The sequence below is a fragment of the Spongiactinospora sp. 9N601 genome (genome assembly GCF_044326295.1).
Taxonomy (GTDB): Bacteria; Actinomycetota; Actinomycetes; order Streptosporangiales; family Streptosporangiaceae; genus Spongiactinospora; species Spongiactinospora gelatinilytica.
Window position 1 is genome coordinate 164527 of record NZ_JBIRBB010000006.1, and the last position, 17285, is coordinate 181811.

The 17285-nt window shown below is 71.8% G+C and carries 15 protein-coding genes; 9 read left to right on the plus strand and 6 right to left on the minus strand.

Annotated elements, in window-relative coordinates:
* Positions 1 to 817 precede the first annotated feature (817 nt).
* The 3 genes from ACH34R_RS15775 (at position 818) to ACH34R_RS15785 (ending at position 4393) form a co-directional block, all read left to right on the plus strand.
* Positions 818 to 1648: an SDR family NAD(P)-dependent oxidoreductase gene (locus ACH34R_RS15775; protein WP_397562160.1), complete on the plus strand. Its 831-nt coding sequence runs from the start codon at positions 818 to 820 to the stop codon at positions 1646 to 1648.
* A 72-nt stretch (positions 1649 to 1720) separates the two neighbouring features.
* Entirely contained in the window at positions 1721 to 3484 is a 1764-nt protein-coding gene (locus tag ACH34R_RS15780; protein ID WP_397562161.1) for an acetyl/propionyl/methylcrotonyl-CoA carboxylase subunit alpha, read from the plus strand.
* A gap of 6 nt (positions 3485 to 3490) precedes the next feature.
* Entirely contained in the window at positions 3491 to 4393 is a 903-nt protein-coding gene (locus ACH34R_RS15785; protein ID WP_397562162.1) for an alpha/beta hydrolase, read from the plus strand.
* 39 nt (positions 4394 to 4432) lie between these two features.
* On the opposite strand, the gene ACH34R_RS15790 is transcribed toward ACH34R_RS15785, so the two are convergent.
* Positions 4433 to 5866 (minus strand): MFS transporter, encoded by a 1434-nt coding sequence (locus tag ACH34R_RS15790; RefSeq protein ID WP_397562163.1) that lies wholly within the window; start codon positions 5864 to 5866, stop codon positions 4433 to 4435.
* Positions 5867 to 6284: 418 nt separating this feature from the next.
* On the opposite strand from ACH34R_RS15790, the gene ACH34R_RS15795 reads away from it, so the two are divergent.
* Together ACH34R_RS15795 and ACH34R_RS15800 are read left to right on the plus strand one after the other, a co-directional pair.
* A complete protein-coding gene (locus ACH34R_RS15795) occupies positions 6285 to 6791 on the plus strand; it encodes a nuclear transport factor 2 family protein (protein ID WP_397562164.1) in 507 nt (168 codons plus the stop codon).
* 77 nt (positions 6792 to 6868) lie between these two features.
* The gene (locus ACH34R_RS15800) at positions 6869 to 7714 is read left to right on the plus strand and encodes an NAD-dependent epimerase/dehydratase family protein (RefSeq protein WP_397562165.1); all 846 of its coding nucleotides are present in this window, start codon (positions 6869 to 6871) and stop codon (positions 7712 to 7714) included.
* Positions 7715 to 7721: 7 nt separating this feature from the next.
* Here ACH34R_RS15800 and ACH34R_RS15805 read toward each other — a convergent pair whose 3' ends face one another.
* Positions 7722 to 8468 (minus strand): class I SAM-dependent methyltransferase, encoded by a 747-nt coding sequence (locus ACH34R_RS15805; RefSeq protein WP_397562166.1) that lies wholly within the window; start codon positions 8466 to 8468, stop codon positions 7722 to 7724.
* Between the two features lie 213 nt (positions 8469 to 8681).
* Between ACH34R_RS15805 and ACH34R_RS15810 the strand changes: the two genes are divergently transcribed.
* Positions 8682 to 9272, plus strand: coding sequence for a TetR/AcrR family transcriptional regulator (locus tag ACH34R_RS15810; protein ID WP_397562167.1), 591 nt, complete (start codon positions 8682 to 8684; stop codon positions 9270 to 9272).
* Here the strand turns inward: ACH34R_RS15810 and ACH34R_RS15815 are convergent.
* A complete protein-coding gene (locus ACH34R_RS15815) occupies positions 9269 to 10459 on the minus strand; it encodes an SMI1/KNR4 family protein (protein ID WP_397562168.1) in 1191 nt (396 codons plus the stop codon). The genes ACH34R_RS15810 and ACH34R_RS15815 overlap by 4 nt on opposite strands.
* Positions 10460 to 10550: 91 nt before the next feature.
* Between ACH34R_RS15815 and ACH34R_RS15820 the strand changes: the two genes are divergently transcribed.
* Together ACH34R_RS15820 and ACH34R_RS15825 are read left to right on the plus strand one after the other, a co-directional pair.
* A complete protein-coding gene (locus ACH34R_RS15820; protein WP_397562169.1) occupies positions 10551 to 11402 on the plus strand; it encodes an NAD-dependent protein deacetylase in 852 nt (283 codons plus the stop codon).
* 121 nt (positions 11403 to 11523) lie between these two features.
* Entirely contained in the window at positions 11524 to 11817 is a 294-nt protein-coding gene (locus tag ACH34R_RS15825) for a hypothetical protein (RefSeq protein WP_397562170.1), read from the plus strand.
* Between the two features lie 664 nt (positions 11818 to 12481).
* Here ACH34R_RS15825 and ACH34R_RS15830 read toward each other — a convergent pair.
* Positions 12482 to 12982: a protein-tyrosine phosphatase family protein gene (locus ACH34R_RS15830; RefSeq protein ID WP_397562171.1), complete on the minus strand. Its 501-nt coding sequence runs from the start codon at positions 12980 to 12982 to the stop codon at positions 12482 to 12484.
* Positions 12983 to 13083: 101 nt separating this feature from the next.
* The gene (locus ACH34R_RS15835) at positions 13084 to 13680 is read right to left on the minus strand and encodes a CGNR zinc finger domain-containing protein (RefSeq protein ID WP_397562172.1); all 597 of its coding nucleotides are present in this window, start codon (positions 13678 to 13680) and stop codon (positions 13084 to 13086) included.
* Between the two features lie 143 nt (positions 13681 to 13823).
* Here ACH34R_RS15835 and ACH34R_RS15840 point away from each other — a divergent pair, with 143 nt between their 5' ends.
* Positions 13824 to 15977 (plus strand): ATP-dependent RecD-like DNA helicase, encoded by a 2154-nt coding sequence (locus ACH34R_RS15840; protein ID WP_397562173.1) that lies wholly within the window; start codon positions 13824 to 13826, stop codon positions 15975 to 15977.
* A gap of 2 nt (positions 15978 to 15979) precedes the next feature.
* Here the strand turns inward: ACH34R_RS15840 and ACH34R_RS15845 are convergent, their stop codons facing one another.
* Positions 15980 to 17173 (minus strand): ROK family protein, encoded by a 1194-nt coding sequence (locus ACH34R_RS15845; protein ID WP_397562174.1) that lies wholly within the window; start codon positions 17171 to 17173, stop codon positions 15980 to 15982.
* Positions 17174 to 17285: the final 112 nt, after the last annotated feature.

Sequence of the window (17285 nt, forward strand, 5' to 3'; positions counted from 1 at the left end):
ATGTTCGTCACTTGACGGCGGTGCGGAGGGCTGCTCGATCGGAGCGCCGGATCCACCGTGGGGGCTTCGCGACGGCATCGGGGCGGCTCATGTCCGGCCGCCTTCTCGCCATCGCGCACGCGCGGGCCCGGTGCGTCGAGACGTGGGTGTCCGCCGCCTTTCCGGTCACCTTCCCGGCAGGTTTCCCCGGACGAACGTGACCGGCGCGATGGAACATGGGCCGGCCGCGTCGGCGTCGCGGACCGGCGCCCCTGTTCCGGCCGCTCGCCTGGACCGCGATCCGGTCCTCGCCAGGGGCCTCGAATTCGGCCGAGGTTCCCGGCGGGCCGCCTCTGACCAAAGGGTTCGCGGCCGTAGGCGGCCTGGTGCGCCGTTGCGTCCATGGTGCCGAGCGCCCCGATCGGCCCCGCCGGGCGGCTGCTCGGCGGGGCGGGCGGAACCGCCGGTCTCCGCCGTGCCCGCCGTGTCATCTCCGCTTTGCCGGTTGTCGACGGCCGGATGACAACCCGGCCCGCCGGGCTCTTGCGCCGGCCCGGCCCCCATGCTCCGGCCCGTCTCGCCGACTAACGTGATCGAATTATGTCGCTCCACCATCGGCCCCCTATTTGATCGGCTCCGGCATTCCATTCTTGAACCCTATGCGGTCCCTGAGCCCAGCGTCCCTACGGCTCCGCCACAGGTCACGGACCGAACGGTCCGTATCCCTTGCGGCGGCCCTGAAAGCTCTGCGAGAATTGCTGTGACCACCACTTTTACCCACTAGCGGCAGAACGCCGGCGGGGGCTGGACCCCCGTCTTGGCGGCCGAAGGGATTTCCGTGAAGAACATTGTCATAACGGGCGGGACGTCCGGTATCGGGCTGGCCCTGGCCCGTGCCTGTCGCGATCGCGGGGACAACGTCCTCATCGTCGCCCCGGACCCGGCGAAGGGCGCCCGCTTCATCGAAGAGTCGGAGAAGAAGGAGGCCGGTAAGCGGGTTTTCTTCATAGCGGCCGATCTCAGCCTGGTCAGCGAGAACGAGCGGGTTCTTCGCGAGGTCGGCGAAATATTCCCGACCGTGGACGCCCTGGTCCTGTGCGCACGGTTCTTCCGCTCCTACCGCCGGGTCACCGCCGAGGGCTTCGAGCACCAGTTCGCACTGTACTACCTGAGCCGGTTCCTGCTCAGCCACGGCCTGGTGGGACCGATGCAGAAGGCCGGGACGTCGGCGGTCGTCAATGTCGCCGGCCCCGGCATATCGGCCGGCCGCGTCCACTGGGACGACCTCGAACTGACGCGGGGCTACGACGGCTGGGAGGCGATGTTCCAGGGCGGCAAGCTCAACGATCTCCTCGGTGTCGCCTGGGCCGCCGCGCACGGTGACCGGGGGATTCGTTACGTTCTGCAGTTCCCCGGCGGCACGCGCACCGGCCTCGCGGGCGAGTTCGACCCCGAGACGGCGGCACAGGTCGAGGAGATGAAGAAGGGCGCCACGAAGTCGGCGGAGGAGTCCATCATCCCGATCGTGGCCGTCATCGACGACCCGCCGGCCGAACCGCTCACCGCCCTGTGGGAGGACCGGTTCATCGGCCTGGAGGGCTGGTCGTTCGACCCCGCCGCCGCGACGCGCCTGCATCGCATCACCGAGGATCTCCTCGCGCGGCGCTGAGGCAGCACTTCCGGCCACCGCTTCGCCGGTTCCGGCCACCACTTCACCGAAACGCAGGGAGGGCGGTTTCACGTGCGCAAGGTCCTGATCGCCAACCGCGGGGAGATCGCGGTCCGAATCGCCCGCGCGTGTCGTGACGCCGGACTGGCCAGCGTGGCGGTGTACGCCGAGCCGGACCTCGACGCGCCGCACGCCCGGCTGGCCGACGAGGCGTACGCGCTGGGCGGGCAGACGGCCGCCGAGTCGTACCTGGCCATCGGCAAGCTGCTCGACGTGGCCCGGCAGGCGGGCGCCGACGCGGTGCACCCCGGATACGGGTTCCTGGCCGAGAACGCCGAGTTCGCCGCGGCGGTGATCGAGGCGGGGCTGACCTGGATCGGCCCGCCACCCCGGGCGATCACCGCGCTGGGCGACAAGGTGGCCGCCCGGCACATCGCGCAGAAGGTCGGCGCGCCCCTGGTGGCCGGGACCGCCGACCCGGTCACCTCGGCCGACGAAGTGGTGGCCTTCGCCCGCGAGCACGGCCTGCCGATCGCGATCAAGGCGGCGTTCGGCGGCGGCGGTCGCGGGCTGAAGGTCGCCCGGACCTTCGCGGAGGTGCCCGATCTGTTCGAGTCGGCGGTGCGCGAGGCGGTCGCCTCCTTCGGGCGGGGCGAGTGCTTCGTCGAGCGGTACCTGGACCGGCCCCGGCACGTGGAGACGCAGTGCCTGGCCGACGCCCACGGCAACGTCGTGGTGGTGTCCACCCGCGACTGCTCCCTCCAGCGCAGGCACCAGAAGCTGATCGAGGAGGCCCCCGCCCCGTACCTGACCGAGCCTCAACTGGAGCTGCTCCACTCCTCCTCCAAGGCGATCTTGGCCGAGGCCGGGTACGTCGGGGCGGGGACGTGCGAGTTCCTGGTCGGCCGGGACGGCACGATCTCGTTCTTGGAGGTCAACACGCGGTTGCAGGTCGAGCATCCGGTCACCGAGGAGGTGACCGGGATCGACCTGGTCCGCGAGCAGTTCCGCATCGCCGACGGACAGGCCCTGGGCTACGGGGACCCGGTGCCGCGCGGGCACTCGCTCGAATTCCGGATCAACGCCGAGGACCCGGGGCGGGACTTCCTGCCCCAGGTCGGCACCCTCACCCGCTGGCAGCCCCCCTCCGGGCCGGGGGTGCGCGTGGACGCCGGATGCGCGCAGGGCCAGACCATTCCGCAGGCGTTCGACTCGATGATCGCCAAGCTGGTCGTGACCGGGGCGACCCGCCGCCAGGCCATCGACCGGGCCCGCCGCGCGCTGGCGGAGTTCGAGGTGGGCGGGATGCCCACGGTGCTGCCCTTCCACCGGGCGGTGCTGGAGGACTCCGCCTTCGTGCCCGCCGACGACGTCACGCCGTTCAGCGTGCACACCCGCTGGATCGAGACGGAGTTCGACAACCGGATCGCCCCCTACGAGGAGCCGGACGCCTTCGGCCGGGAGCAGCCGGCCGAACGCGAGATCGTGGTCGTCGAGGTCGGCGGCAGACGGGTGGAGATCTCGCTGCCCGCGCTGGGCGGCGAGCCCGCCACGTCCATCGGCGACGATGGTGTGCGCGGCAGGCCCAGGGCGGTGAAGAGGGCCCGGTCGGCGCTGTCCGGCGACGCTCTGCTCGCCCCCATGCAGGGCACGATCGTCAAGGTCGCCGTGGCGGACGGAGAACCGGTGCAGGCCGGGCAGCCCGTCGTGGTCCTGGAGGCGATGAAGATGGAACAGCCCATCAACGCGCACCGCTCCGGCACCGTCAGCGGCCTGTCCGCCGCGGTCGGCGTGGCCGTCTCCGCCGGCGCCGTCATCTGCCGGATCAACGACTAGGACGTCATGACGCTGTCTTCTTCGTCCCCGCAGGCGCGGGGCGTCCCATCCGGCGCGCAGGTCCGTCCCGTGGAGGTGGACGCGGCCGGGCTGCGGCTCTCCGGGCTGCTGGCGCTGCCGCCCGGCCCGCCGAGGGCCGTGATCGTCGCCCTGCACGGCGCCGGTATGCGCGCGGGGTACTTCCACGGCGCCGCCGACCCGGCCGCCTCGCTGCTCACCCTCGCGGCGTCGCGCGGTTACGCCGCGCTCGCGCTGGACCGGCCGGGATACGGCCTTTCCGCGGCCACCGTGCCCGACGGGCTGGAACTGGCCGAACAGGCGAGCCACGTCCGGCAGGCCCTCACCGGTTACCACGGCCGCGACCCCATCGGAGCGGGTTTCGTCATCGTCGGTCACTCCCTGGGCGGCAAGGTCGCGCTCGCGGTCGCGGCGGGCTGGAGCGGCGAGGCGGCGCTGCTGGGCGTGGACGTCTCCGGGATCAGTGACCGCTGGGCCGTGGACCGTGAGCTGCGCGGCGAGGTGAACGGGCGGCGCACCCGGTCCCTGAGCTGGGGTCCGCTGCGCCTGTACCCGCCGGGGACCTTCCAGCACGCGCTGCGGCTCGCCGCGCCGGTCCCGCCCCGGGAGGCGGCGGAGATACCGGAGTGGCCGCGCCGGTATCCGGAGGTGGCCCGTGAGGTCCGGGTTCCGGTGCGGTTCACCTTCGCCGAGCACGAACGCTGGTGGCGCTGCGACCCGGCGACCGTCGAGGCCATGACGGCCTGGCTGGCCGCTCCCGTCGTGCGTACCGAGCACCTGGCCGGCGCCGGGCACAACATCAGCCTCGGCTACGCCGCCCGCGACTACCACCTCGGCGTGCTCGCGTTCGCGGACGAATGCCTGGCCCGGTCGAACTCGGATACGACCTGAGCCAGGCACCCGTCCTCGCGCCGGATCACGGGGAAGCGGCTACTGGGCGTGCCGCCTGTTCGGCGCGAGGGTGAAGCACAGTCCCGCGCTGACCACCAGGGCCGCCATCACCGCGATCATGCTCGTGGTGAACGCCCCCTGGTAGTCCCGGGCACCCTCAAGGACGGTGAAGAACAGCGTGCTGAACGCCGCGACGCCGAGCGCGCTGCCGAACTGCTGGCCGGTGGTCCAGACACCCGAGGCCGATCCGGCGTACTCGGGCGGCACGGCCGACAGGAACAGGGTGGTCAGCGGCGGCATGACCAGGGTCATCCCGACGCCGAGCGCGAACAGGCCCGGCACCAGCGACCAGGCGTTGACCGGCGAGCCGGCCTGCACGGCGACGAGCAGCATGAGCCCGCCCACCACCGACAGCAGGCACCCGGCGAGCACGATGAACCGCCCGAACCGTACCGTGAGCCGCCCGGTCGGCATCGCCATGACCAGCCCGCCTGCGGCGAACGCGATCGAGACCAGGCCCGCGCTCAGCGCCGAGTAGCGCTGCCCGTCCTGCAACCACAGCGGGATGATCATCATGATGCCGCTGAAACCCGAGAACGACAGCAGCAGCACGAGCAGCCCGCCGGCGCCGGTCCGGTTGCGGAACAGGGCCACGGGCAGCAGCGCGCCCGCCCGCCGCCGCGGATCGCGCTGCTCGACGATCGCCAGCCCCACCACCGCCAGGACACCGGCGGCGAGCAGCAGCCAGATCCACGCGGGCCAGCCGTAGGTACGGCCTTCCAGCAGCGGGAACACGATCGCGACGAGCCCGACGACGAGCACGCCCGTGGCGCCCCATCTGGGCCGGGCGCCGCCGGCCGCGCGGCTCTCCGGGACCAGCCAGATCGCAAGGGGGATCAGCACGACCGCCACCGGCACGGTGACCAGGAAGATCATGCGCCAGCCGAGCCCGGCGACGTCCGCGGTGATCAGTACCCCGCCGAGGATCAGCCCACCGGCCTGCGTGACCCCGGAGACCAGACCGAAGGTCCCGAAAACCGTGGCGCGCTCCCGGCCGGTGAAAATCGTGTAGAGAATGCTCATCACCTGAGGGGCGATCGCGGCGGCGGCCAATCCCTGAAGCACCCGCGCGGCGATCAGCTCGCCCGGGCTGCGCGCGATTCCGCACCATACGCTGACCACCGCGAAGGCGACGATTCCGAGTATGAAAACCAGCTTCCGGCCGCGCAGGTCACCCAGCCTGGCGGCGGTGATCAATGCGACGGCGAAGGAGAGCAGGTAGGCGGCGGATATCCACTCCAAATCGGTCGGACTGGCGCCGAGATCGCGCTGGATCGCGGACAGGCCGACATTGACGATGGTGACGCTCAGCAAATCCAGCATGAAGGCCACAAGGAGGACGACCAGCGCGGCCCAGCGGCGTGGATACACCACTTCGGAATCGGGCTGGGCGGATGTCGTTTCTGTAGTCACACGGCACTCCTGGTCGGCCGGGAACGAGAGAAGGGATGGGCGGCGCGGACCGCCGCAGCGACTTCCGCTGGCATCTCGGCTGGCTCGTACGGCCCTGGACCGATCGGTCCGCAGTCGAATTATCCGTACGGTTGCGAAGGCGTGTCAAGGCGAAGTGGCCGCTTGGGACGGATCGGTCCGAGGTTTCGGGCCTGGCATCCGAAATGCACGGGAATCTGCCCTGGAGACCGCCGCCCGCGCCGTCGGCACCTGACCGCGAGGGCGGCGGCCGGCCCTTCGGCTGTACCACAGAACAGGGCGGGAACCCTTGCGGCCACCACACCCGCTTGCGACCGTTGGCATGTCACCCGCCGCGCCACGCGCGCGCCGCGATCGCGTCCGTCCATCGCCGGGCGGCATTGATCCGAAAGGTAGCAGGATGTTAGACGATGTGGATACGGCCGGCACACTGAAGCAGCTCACGAAACGCGTTGCGGAACTGGAGGCCGTCCGCGATCTCACCAGCCTGCGAGCTGAGTTCCATCGCTGTCTCAACAACAAAGAATGGGACGCCCTTGCCGCGCTGTTCACCGACGAGGCGCACCTCGACTATGGCGAATACGGCCAGGCCCACGGAAGCAAGGAGGTCAGGGACTACTATGGCCGGCTGCTGGAGCAGATCCGGGACATGCGCAACGCCACCGCCATCGCGCTGAAGAACTTCGTCCACGGGCACCAGGTTCGCGTGCTTGACGGGGAGACCGCCACAGGCGTGTGCTTCTTTGAAGAGCAGATCAGGTTCAACAAGGACAGCATGGCGTTCAGCAGTATCGGCCAGTTTTCCGACGAGTACGTCCGCAGAGGCGATCGCTGGTACTTTGCGAAGGTCGTGCTCGACCATTATTGGGTGGTTCCCGACAACGACGGCTGGCACTGGCCCTGGTAGCGCTCTGAAGCATTTTCCGACCGCGGCGGACCGGATGGCCGGCCCATTGAAAAGTGGCCCCGTTTCAGGAGTTCCCCATGACCATCCTGGTGACCGGCGCGACCGGTCGTGTCGGCAGCCGGTTCGTTCCCCGCCTGCTCCGGCGGGCCGAGCCGGTCCGCGTCCTGGCCCGCGACCCGGTGCGCGCCGAGCCGCTCGCCCGGCTCGGCGCCGAGGTCGTCATCGGCGACCTGCGCGACGGCGGCGCGCTGGCCGGCGCGCTCAAGGGGGTGGCCGCGGTCGTCCATCTCGGCGCGGCGTTCCGCGAGGTCGGTGACGAGGAGGCGGTCGCGGTCAACCGCACCGCGACCATCGAGCTGGCCGAGGCCGCCCTTCGCGCGGGCGTGTCGCGTTTCGTCAGCGCCGGCACCACCCTCGTGTACGGTCCCGGCCGCGGCCGGCCCGCCCGGGAGGCCGACGAACCGGCGCCGCCCGCCTGGGCCTACACGACGAGCAAGGTGGCCGCGGAGGAGGCGCTGCTGCGGCTCCATCGGACGGAGGGGCTGCCGGTGCGCATCGTGCGACTGGCGTTCGTGTACGGCGAGGGCGATCCGCACCTGGCCGAATCGCTGGCCTGGGCCCGGGACTGGCCGGCGCACAAGCGGCTGCACCTGGTCCACCACGCCGACGTCGGTCAGGCTCTCCTACGGGCCGTGCGGGCCGAGGGGGTGGACGGGCGGACGTACAACGTGGCCGACGACGCGCCCGTCACCCACCTGGAACTCCGGGAGCTCAACGGCGAAACGGCCGCCGACCTGACGGTGGACCAGGGGCCCGCCGATCCCTGGGAAGGCATCGTCGACACCTCGAAGATCCGCCGCGAGCTGGGTTTCCGGCCGATCTATCCCACCGTCTACACCGCGTACGAGGCCGGGGCCCTGTGACCGTGGGTCACCTGCGCCGCGCGCGCACGTGCGACATCGGCGTCAGCACCCGCCCGCGCTCGTCCACCCGCAGGCCGTCCGGGTCCGGCGCGGCCACGACGTCCGGCGCGCCCGCCTTCCACATCTCGGCGAGCAGTTCGCGGGTGAACCCGGTGGCGAACGCGGTCTCGGTGATCTCCTCGATCCGCCAGTGCCGGTCCAGGTGGGCGTGCAGGTCGTCCGCGCTGACCAGGACCTCCTGGGCGATCGGCGTCCCAGCGGGGACGGACTCGGCGAAGCAGAACAGGTGCAGCGTGGCGTCCGGCCGGCACACCCGGTGCAGGGCGGCGGCGTACGCCGAGCGCTGCTCGCCGTTCAGGCAGTGGTAGAGGCCGCTGTCGAGCGCCGTTTCGAAACCGGTCCCGATGTCGCGCAGCTCCGTCGCGTCGGCCACCTTGAACAGCGCCCGGACGCCGTGCTCGGCGGCCCGCCGGCGGGCCTGCTCGATCGCGCTCGGCGAGCCGTCCACACCGGTCACCTCCAGGCCGGCGGACGCGAGCATGATCGCGTTCTCGCCCAGGCCGCAGCCCGCGTCGAGCACCTTGCCCCGGAATCCGCCCGCCCGGGCCAGCTCCACGATCACGGGCTGGGGTTCGCCGATGTCCCAGGGAATGAACCCCGCGCCCGGTTCAGAGCCCTCGAATGTCGCGCGCCCGGCGTACAGCGCGTCGAAATCATAATCCGCCTGGGAGAAAGTCCGCTCTTGCTGGGCCATTCCGGGTACTCCGTCCACTCGCCGGTTCGCCGGCCGCCGCCTGGTGGATCTCGCGGGGCGATATTCGGAATCGATGCTAGGCCGGTGTCCGGCCGCGGGCCATGCGGCGGCGGCTAAACTACGGGCGGCCACGGGATTCCGGCGTGCCTGGCCAGGCGGCCTCGTCCGGCCCTCCGCAGCTGCCCGGACTGATTGGTCTGCTATTATCGCTTTATGGCACGGCAACCGTCCGCCAGCGTGCGTGAGCGCATTCTCGACGCCGCGACCGACTTGTTCGACCGTTATGGCGTACACGCCGTCGGGATGCAGCGCATCATCGACGCGGCCGGTTGCGGAAAGCAACTGCTCTACCGGGAGTTCGGCAGCAAGGATGAGCTGGTGACCGCCTACCTGCACCGGTGCGAGGGCAGTTGGGAGCGGAGCTTCGCCGCCGCGGTCGAGGTGGGCGAGCGGCCGGAGGAACAACTGGTCGAGCTGGTCCGGGTGGTCGGCAGGAGCGTTCCCGGCCCTCGCGGTTGTCCGATCCGCAACACCTACGCGGAGTTCCCCGAGGAGGGGCATCCGGTGCACCGTACGGCGCTGGAGCACTTCAGCGCGGTACGCGAGCAGATCTGCACGCTGGCCCGGCGCACCACGGCGGCCGATCCGCAGCGCCTCGCCGACCGCATCCTGCTGATCATCAACGGCCTCTTCACCTCGGGCTCCACGCTGAGCACGGACGAGAACGCCCGGCTCGCGGTGGAGCTGGTGCAAGACGTGATCGCGGTGGAGACGGCGACTCCGCGGACGTCCACCCCCGTTTAATCGGAAGTCGGCTTTCTGTCCTTTCCACGTGGGGTGGCGAGGATCCGCCGGCCGAGGTCCGGGGTGATCAATGGGGCGATCTGAGGGTCGGCCAGCAGGCTGATCGGGGCGATGTGGTCATCGTTCAGCGGGCGCCACGACTCAAGGGCTTCGTGCAGGGCCGGCCATGGGTCCGGGGCGGTGACGGCGGCGCGCACTGCCGACTCGAAGTGTGGCGGGCCGAGGCGCGGCCGGAAGCCGGGCTCGGCGGCCCGCGCACGATAGTCCATGATCAGCCGCCTGACCTGGTCCGAACCGTAGTCGGTGAGAAACGACAGCATGGACAGCGTGCCCATCGGGGTGCGCTCGTCCGCGGCGTGCAGCACCGGCAGGATCTCGGCCATCAGCAAGGTGGCGTCCAGGGACCAGGTGGGCGCGCCGGCGTGCGACAGCGGGACCTGAATCTCCATGGGCGCGTCCGGCCGGCGGAGCATGACGAGCATCTGGAACCGCAGCAGGCGCGCCCGGTCGCGGCCGAACCTCGCGGCTTCGGCCAGCTCGGCGAGCGGCCCTTCGACCTCGCCCGCCAGGGCGGCCAGCCGGGCTCTCTCCGTTCTGGCGTCCCACTCGTCGGCCGTGGCGCCCGGCGGGCGGCGCAGGGCGTGGAAGCGCGCGTACAGGTCGTACATCAGCTCGGCGAACGAGCCGTGCCGCTCGGGGCCGCTTCCGGACCACGACGCCAGCCGGTAAGCGGCCCATTCCCCTCGCTCGTCCACGTCCATCGGGTCGAGGAAGACGATGGCCGAGTCGGCCTCCAGGGAGACCAGCAGCGACCGCTCGATCAACCGGCTGTCGGGCACATGGCCGTCCTCCTCCTCTTCGTCCGCCACTTCGTCCTCGTAAGCCTCGATCCAGTAGGGTTCGAGGTCGCGCACCCAGCCCAGCTCATCGGCGGCGCGCAGGCTGCGGACATAGTCGCCCAGGTCCTGCCATCCGTTGCTGACCAGCAGGAACTCCCGTAAGGATGGCGGCAGCGAGCAGCCCAGCCGCACCTCCGCCGCGGCCACCTCATCCTCGGTGGCGGGCGGGTAGCCGAGCCGGGGGGCGGTGATCGGCTCCTCGAACGGACGCGGCGGCCCGGGCTCGCGCGACGACAGCCACTCCTCGCTCCAGCGCCGTAAGAACGGCTTCCAGCCTGGGCGGTCCATGTGGTGCTCCCTTCCTGCGGATGATCTCCGCGACCATTTCAGCAGAGATCCCCGACAGTTCGCCCGCCCGGCGATCGGGCACCATGGAGGTGTGATTCAGACGGCGGCGGAAACAGGCTCGACGTTCGGGCTCCTGACGGACCTGGTGGCCGACGGCGGGGTCGTGGTCCTGAGTGGAGCCGGGCTGTCCACCGAGTCCGGCATACCCGACTATCGCGGTGAAAGCGGCCGGAAGCGGCAGGCTCGGCCGATGACCTATCAGACGTTCGTGGGCAGCGCGGCGGCCCGCAGGCGGTACTGGGCGCGCAGCCACCTGGGCTGGCGGCACATCACCGGGGCCCTGCCCAACACCGGTCACCGGGCGGTCGCCGAGCTGCAACGCCGCGGGCTGGTGGCCGGGATCATCACCCAGAACGTGGACGGCCTGCACCAGGCCGCGGGCGCGAGCGACGTCGTCGAGCTGCACGGCGGCCTGGACCGCGTCCGCTGCCTGTCCTGCGGCGAGCGCAGTCCGCGGCATGTGCTGCACCGGCGGCTCGCCGCCGCCAACCCCGGCTGGGACACCGCGGCGGGCGAGATCAACCCCGACGGCGACGCCGACCTCGATGACGACCTGATCGAGTCGTTCACGATCGTGGACTGCGGCGGCTGCGGCGGCGTGCTCAAACCCGACGTCATCTTCTTCGGCGAGAACGTGCCGCGCGTACGCGTGCAGGAGTGCTACGCGATGACCGAGCGCGCTGCCCTGCTCCTGGTCCTCGGGTCGTCCCTGACCGTGATGTCCGGGTACCGATTCGTCCGGCACGCCGCCGAGCTCGCCATCCCCATCGCGATCGTCAACCAAGGTCCCACGCGCGGCGACGCCCAGGCCATGGTCACCCTCGACGCCCCCCTCGGCCCGACCCTCGGCGCGCTCGCGGCGGAACTCTGCCCGGCGACCTGATCCCCGCCGTACATCGGCTGGGACCCGGTCCCTTTTCTCTGTATCAGGACTCACCTGTCCTGGCTCTGTAAAAGTGCGCGCACTTCGCGGCGCGACCGAGAGAGGAAGGGAAGTGCCGGCCATGTCTCATGTAACCGACCTGCTCCACGCCGCGCGGGCCGAGGCTCTGTTCGTCAGCCCGCTCTCCGCGTCCGGCCTGCCCAGCGCGGAGGAGGCGACCCAGGCCATCCGTACGGCGGTGCGCGCGCACGGGGGCACCAGGGGATGCGCCGGAGAGGTCGCCGCGGTCTATGGCGATTATCCGGACACCGCGGTCCAGCGGATGCGCTGGGCGCTCGCCGCGGTGGAAACCCTGTTCGTCAGAAACGTCCACATGCGCGCCGTACCCATCACCGCAGGTTCCCGCGGCGGCTGACACCCCACGGCCCCGACCGACACCGCAACATCCCAACGTGCCGGTCGGGACCAGCCCCGGGGAGCGGCGCTGTCACGGGGCCTTGACCGCGCGGGGCCGGCACCGGAGAGCCGTGCTGTCGCAGTGTCTTGATCGTGACGGCCGCCGGGGCGTTACCCGCGTCGCGGGGCGGTACCTCGGCTGGGCTGCGGCGGCGGCATGGTGTCTCGACTGCGCCGGTGGTCGCGTGGGTGATGGTCGTGGCATGTCGTGGCGTGTTGTTGGTGCGGCGGCGCGATCGTGGACGGTCGTCGGGCGTTGCTCGCGTCGCGGGGCGGTACCTCGGCTGGGCTGCGGCGCCGGGATGGCGTCTCGACTGCGCGGGTGGCCGTGGGGCGAATGCCGTGGCATGTCGTGGCGTGTGGTTGGTGTGGCGGCGCGATCGTGGACGGCCGTGGGGGCGTTGCTCGTGTCGCGGGGCGGCACCTCGGCTGGGCTGCGGCGGCATGGTGTCTCGACTGCGCCGGTGGTCGCGTGGGTGATGGTCGTGGCGTGTTGTTGGTGCGGCGGCGCGATCGTGCACGGTCGTCGGGGCGTTGCTCGTGTCGCGGCGCGGTACCTCGGCTGGGCTGCGGGACGTCATGGTGTCTCGATCGCATGGGTGGCCGTGGGGCCGAATGCCGTGTCACGGCATGGCGTGCCGGTGGGGGAAGCGGTGTACCCAGCGGCGTTGCCATGGTGTTTCGATGGCGCGAGGGTGGTGGTGTTCGCGGGTCCAGGTGACGGCGTCGGTGGGATTCAGGCCGGACAGGACGGCCAGGCAGGCGATGACGGTTCCGGTACGGCCGACTCCGCCGCCGCAGGCCACCTCGACCGCCGCGCCCGCGCGTGCCTGGGCGTGCAGTGCGCGGATGTGCCGGACGGCCTCGGCAGGGTCGCGGGGGAGCAGGAAGTCGGGCCAGTCGAGCCACTCGTGCGGCCAGCGCAGCGCGTCGTCGTGGCGGCGGCGGAGCCGGCGTGAGCCGAGATAGAGACCGGCATCGGGCGCGGGGCCGCCCGGCGTTGGCCGGCGCAGGCCACGACCCCGAACCCAGGAGCCGTCCGGCAGCCTGATCGCGCCCGGCAGCGGCGGCCCGCTCGGTGAGTGGTTCGGGGAGGCGTTCGTGGGGTTCGGTGGGGTGTTCATTTGGGGTGAGTTTTGAGTCCGGGAGTCGTTCGGCGGTCTGGTTGCGCCTGGCTGTGGCGGCCCGCTGGGCGGGTCGTTCGGTGAGGATTTCATTGGGGTGTTCATCGGGGGGAGCCTTCCTTGATCTCGGTGGTACGTCTGGCGCGGTGGTTGGCCACGTTGACCCGGTTGCCGCAGGCGTCGGGGGTGCAGTAGCGGCGGCGGCCGGCCCTGCTGGTGTCGGCGAACACGCCCCGGCAGCCCGGGGCGGCGCAGGCGCGGAAACGGTCGTGCCCCAGTGCCCGCATGACGCCCAGCAGCCCGATGCCGACGAACGCGGCCAGCTCGGCCACCAGCGGGGCGCCCGCCCGGGTCGGCACCTCCCACCGCCACCCGCCATCCGTGTCGCGTCCCAGCACCGGGGCCAGCCCGGCCCAGCCGGCCAGCACGCCCGCCGCCGCCACCGCGTCGTCCTCGGTCGCCGCCGCGAGGACGGCGCGCACGTCGCGGCGCAGCAGGCGCACCTGGTGCAGGTCCGTCGCGGTGGGATTGCGCGCCCCCGGGGCGTCGAGCGGTACGTCGTGCCCGGCCAGGAACTCCGCCAGCGCCCCCGGGTCGGGCAGCGCGTCACCGGCCGCGCCCCGCACCGACGGCGACCCGTTGACCAGCTCGGTCGCCACCGCGGCGGCAGCCGCATAGTCGCGGATGGAGATCCGCACGCCACTCCTTTCCTCGATCCGGTAACTGCTAAACCTAGCCTATAGCCCTTACGTGGTCTACGAGCGCCGAATCGGAGTGTCGGGCGGCTTGGGTATTGTCCGGCGGTGGAGTGACGCGTGATGTCGGGAAACCGGGGTGGGCCGTGCTGACGGCTGTGCAGGCGACGGTCGAGCGGCTGGTGTTCGTGGCCGACGACGAATACACGGTCGCGCGGATGACCGCCGACGACCGGCCCGGGTTCGTGGCCTCCGGCCGGCCGCTGGCCGGAGTGCAGCCCGGGGAGACGTTGCGGCTGGCGGGCGAGTGGGAGCGCCACCAGCGGCACGGCGACCGGCTCGTGGTCAAGGAGTGCGAGCGGGTGGTGCCCTCCACCGTCCGGGCCATCACGCTGTACCTCGGCTCCGGCCTGGTCCGCGGGATCGGCCCGAGGCTGGCGCACGCCATCGTCAGCCACTTCGGCGAGCACACCCTGAAGATCATCGACACTGAGCCGGCCCGGCTGCGCGAGGTGATCAACATCGGCGCGACCCGGCAGGCGCAGATCGTGGCCGCCTGGGCGGAGCAGAAGGCCATCGCCGCGCTGATGGTCGTCCTGCAGGGGCTCGGCATCAGCCCGCTGCTCGCGGCCAAGATCTACCAGGTCTACGGCGAGGAGTCGGCGCAGATCCTCACCGGCGACCCCTACCGGCTGATCGGCCAGGTCAGGGGGATCGCCTTCCACACCGCCGACCGGATCGCGCTGCGCTCGGGGGTGTCCGAGCGCGACGGCCGCCGGATCCGGGCCGGGGTGCTGGACCGGCTGGAGGCCGCGGCGGCCCGTGACGGGCACTGTTTCATGCCGATGCCCGTCCTGCTGGCCGCCGCCGCCCGGCTCGTCGAACAGGACGAGGACCTGGTCCGCGCGGCGATCGACGCGCTGACCGCGGAGAAGCGGATCGTCGTGGAGCCCTCGCCCGTCGTCCCCGGGCAGGCCGTGGTCTACATCAAGGAGCAGCACGCCAGGGAGAGCGCACTGGCCGCGCAGCTCGCCCGGCTGTGCCGGGCCCGCTCCACCCTGCCCATGCGCCCCTACGCGGAGGACGAGACCCTGCACGACGACCAGCGCGCGGCCGTCAACCTGGCGCTGACCAGCACGGTCTCCGTGCTCACCGGCGGGCCGGGCTGCGGCAAGAGCCACACGGTGCGGGTGATCGCGGCGACCGTGCGGGCGATGGGCGGTACGGTGACCCTGACCGCGCCGACCGGCATGGCGGCCAAACGCCTGTCGGAGGCCACCGGGCTGCCCGCGATGACCGTGCACCGGATGCTCGCCCGCCGCGGCGAACCGGAGGAGGGCACCCTGTTCCAGGACTCGCCCGCCCGGGCCGACCTGGTCGTGGTGGACGAGGCGTCGATGCTGGACCTGCACCTGGCCACCCGGCTGACCTCGGCGGTCCCGGCGGGCAGCCACCTGCTGCTGGTCGGCGACGCCGACCAGCTTCCCAGCATCGGCCCCGGCAACGTGCTGGACGACGTGCTGCGGGTGCCGGAGGTCCCGCGCGTCCGGCTGACGCACGTCTTCCGCCAGGCGAGCGGCAGCGGCATCATCTCGGCCGCCCACCTGATCCGGGCGGGGGAGCTGCCGAGGCCGCCGGGCGGCGGCGGGTTCTGGTTCGAGGAGCTGGACGACCCCGACGCGGTCGCCCGGCGGGTGGTCCACCTGGCCACCGAGGCGATCCCCCGCAAGCAGGGCGTCGATCCGGGGCAGGTCCAGGTGCTGTGCCCGACCCGCAAGGGCGCGGCGGGCAGCGTCGAGATCGGCCGCAGGCTGCAGGAACGGCTCAACCCGGCGCGGGACGGCGTGCCGGAGCACTGGGCCGGGCCCGCGGTGTTCCGGGCGGGCGACCGCGTCATGCCGATCCGCAACAACTACGACAAGGGCGTCTTCAACGGCGAGACCGCCACGGTCACCGAGGTCGACGTCCCCGAGCGCGTGGTGAAGATCCGTACCGACGACGGGCGGGACGTCGAGTACGCCTTCGGCGAGCTGGACGACCTCACCCACGCCTACGCGATCACCGTGCACCGTTCCCAGGGCGGCGAGTACCCCTTCGTGGTGGCCCCGATCGTGGGCGAGGCCGGTTCGGCGATGCTGCGCCGCAGGCTGCTCTACACGCTGGTGACCAGGGCGCGGTCCTGGGTGGTGCTGGTCGGCGGCCGGGAGGCCCTGGAGTCGGCGGCGCGGCGGCTCGGCGGGCGCAGGAACACCGGCCTGGCCGCGCGCCTGGGGGCAGGCCTGGCCGCCGCATCGCGCTGAGCTCAGACCCCCAGCATGGTGTCGATGGCCTCGGGGGAGAAGACGTGCTTGGCGACCATCAGGGTGAGCCCGAGCGTGGCGCTCTCGTCGCCGTTCCTGGCGGGGACGACGCGTAACCGCCGGGTGGCCCGTTCCATCGCGTCGGCCCTGACCCGGCGGCCGACCTCGTCGGCGACGATCGGCAACTGCCCGATGATGCCGCCGAGCACCAGCGTGCTCGGGTTGAGCGTGGCGGCCAGCGTCGCCAGCACCCGGCCCAGCCGCCGCGCGCCCTCCCGCAGGGCGGCGATCACGTCGGGGTGCTGGGCGTTCGCGCTCAGCACGATGTCCTCCAGCGTGTGCACGCCGTGGACGGCGAGCTGGTCGAGCAGCGCCCTGCCGGAGGCCCAGGCGGCCAGGCAGCCGCGCCGCCCGCAGCGGCAGCGCGGGCCGTCGTCGGTGACCCTGATGTGCCCGATGTCGCCCGCCGCGCCGTCCGCGCCGCCGATCACCCGGTCGTCCACGACTATCCCGGCGCCGATCCCGGTGGCGTACTTCACGGCGAGCAGCACCCCCCGCTCGCCGCTCGCCGACGCCTCGCCGAGGGCGAAGGCACGGGCGTCGTTCTCGATCAGCAGGGGCACGTCCCAGCGGGCGCGGACCGTCTCCTCGATCGCGTAGCCCTCCCAGCCCGGCATGGTGGTGCTGGCGCCGAGCCGCCCGGTGCTCACGTCCACCGGGCCGGGGATGCCCATGCCGATCCCGACGACCTGCGCCTCCTCGTCCACGCGCAGCAGCTTGTCGGCGCGGTCCAGGAGTTTGGGCAGCAGTTCGCCGGGCGGCCGGGAGATGTCCAGGTGCAGCGTCTCCATCCGCAGCGTACGGCCGAACAGGTCGGCGATCGCGATGCGCCCGTGCGCCTGGCCGAGGTCCAGGACGAGCGCGACCCGGTTGCGGTCGTCGAACCTGAGCCGCTGGGCCGGGCGGCCCACCGACGACCCGGTGGCGCCGGACTCGTACACCAGGCCCGCCCGGAAGAGCTGGTCCAGCCGCTCGAACAGGGTGGTCCGGGACATGCCGGTGGCGCTGAGCAACTGCTGGCGGGTCCACCCCGGGCGGGTGCGGATGAGTTCGAGCAGGTGACCGGGGGAGGCCGGTCCGCTCGCGGCCGGTCCTGGTGGAGCGGCCGGGGGGTCGGGGTGCCGAAAGACCGTCACGGACCCACATTCTCCTTCATGTGGTGCGGCCATGCTCTTGACCGGCGAGATCGACCTCATTATGTTCGACGACCATACAGAATCTTGGCATCAAAAGGGAGATTTCTTGCCC

Coding starts and splice junctions, on each gene's coding strand:
- ACH34R_RS15785 (WP_397562162.1), top strand. CDS start 3,491: ATGACGCTGTCTTCTTCGTCCCCGCAGGCGCGGGGCGTCCCATCCGGC.
- ACH34R_RS15795 (WP_397562164.1), top strand. CDS start 6,285: ATGTTAGACGATGTGGATACGGCCGGCACACTGAAGCAGCTCACGAAA.
- ACH34R_RS15800 (WP_397562165.1), top strand. CDS start 6,869: ATGACCATCCTGGTGACCGGCGCGACCGGTCGTGTCGGCAGCCGGTTC.
- ACH34R_RS15805 (WP_397562166.1), bottom strand. CDS start 8,468: ATGGCCCAGCAAGAGCGGACTTTCTCCCAGGCGGATTATGATTTCGAC.
- ACH34R_RS15810 (WP_397562167.1), top strand. CDS start 8,682: ATGGCACGGCAACCGTCCGCCAGCGTGCGTGAGCGCATTCTCGACGCC.
- ACH34R_RS15815 (WP_397562168.1), bottom strand. CDS start 10,459: ATGGACCGCCCAGGCTGGAAGCCGTTCTTACGGCGCTGGAGCGAGGAG.
- ACH34R_RS15825 (WP_397562170.1), top strand. CDS start 11,524: ATGTCTCATGTAACCGACCTGCTCCACGCCGCGCGGGCCGAGGCTCTG.
- ACH34R_RS15830 (WP_397562171.1), bottom strand. CDS start 12,982: ATGAACACCCCACCGAACCCCACGAACGCCTCCCCGAACCACTCACCG.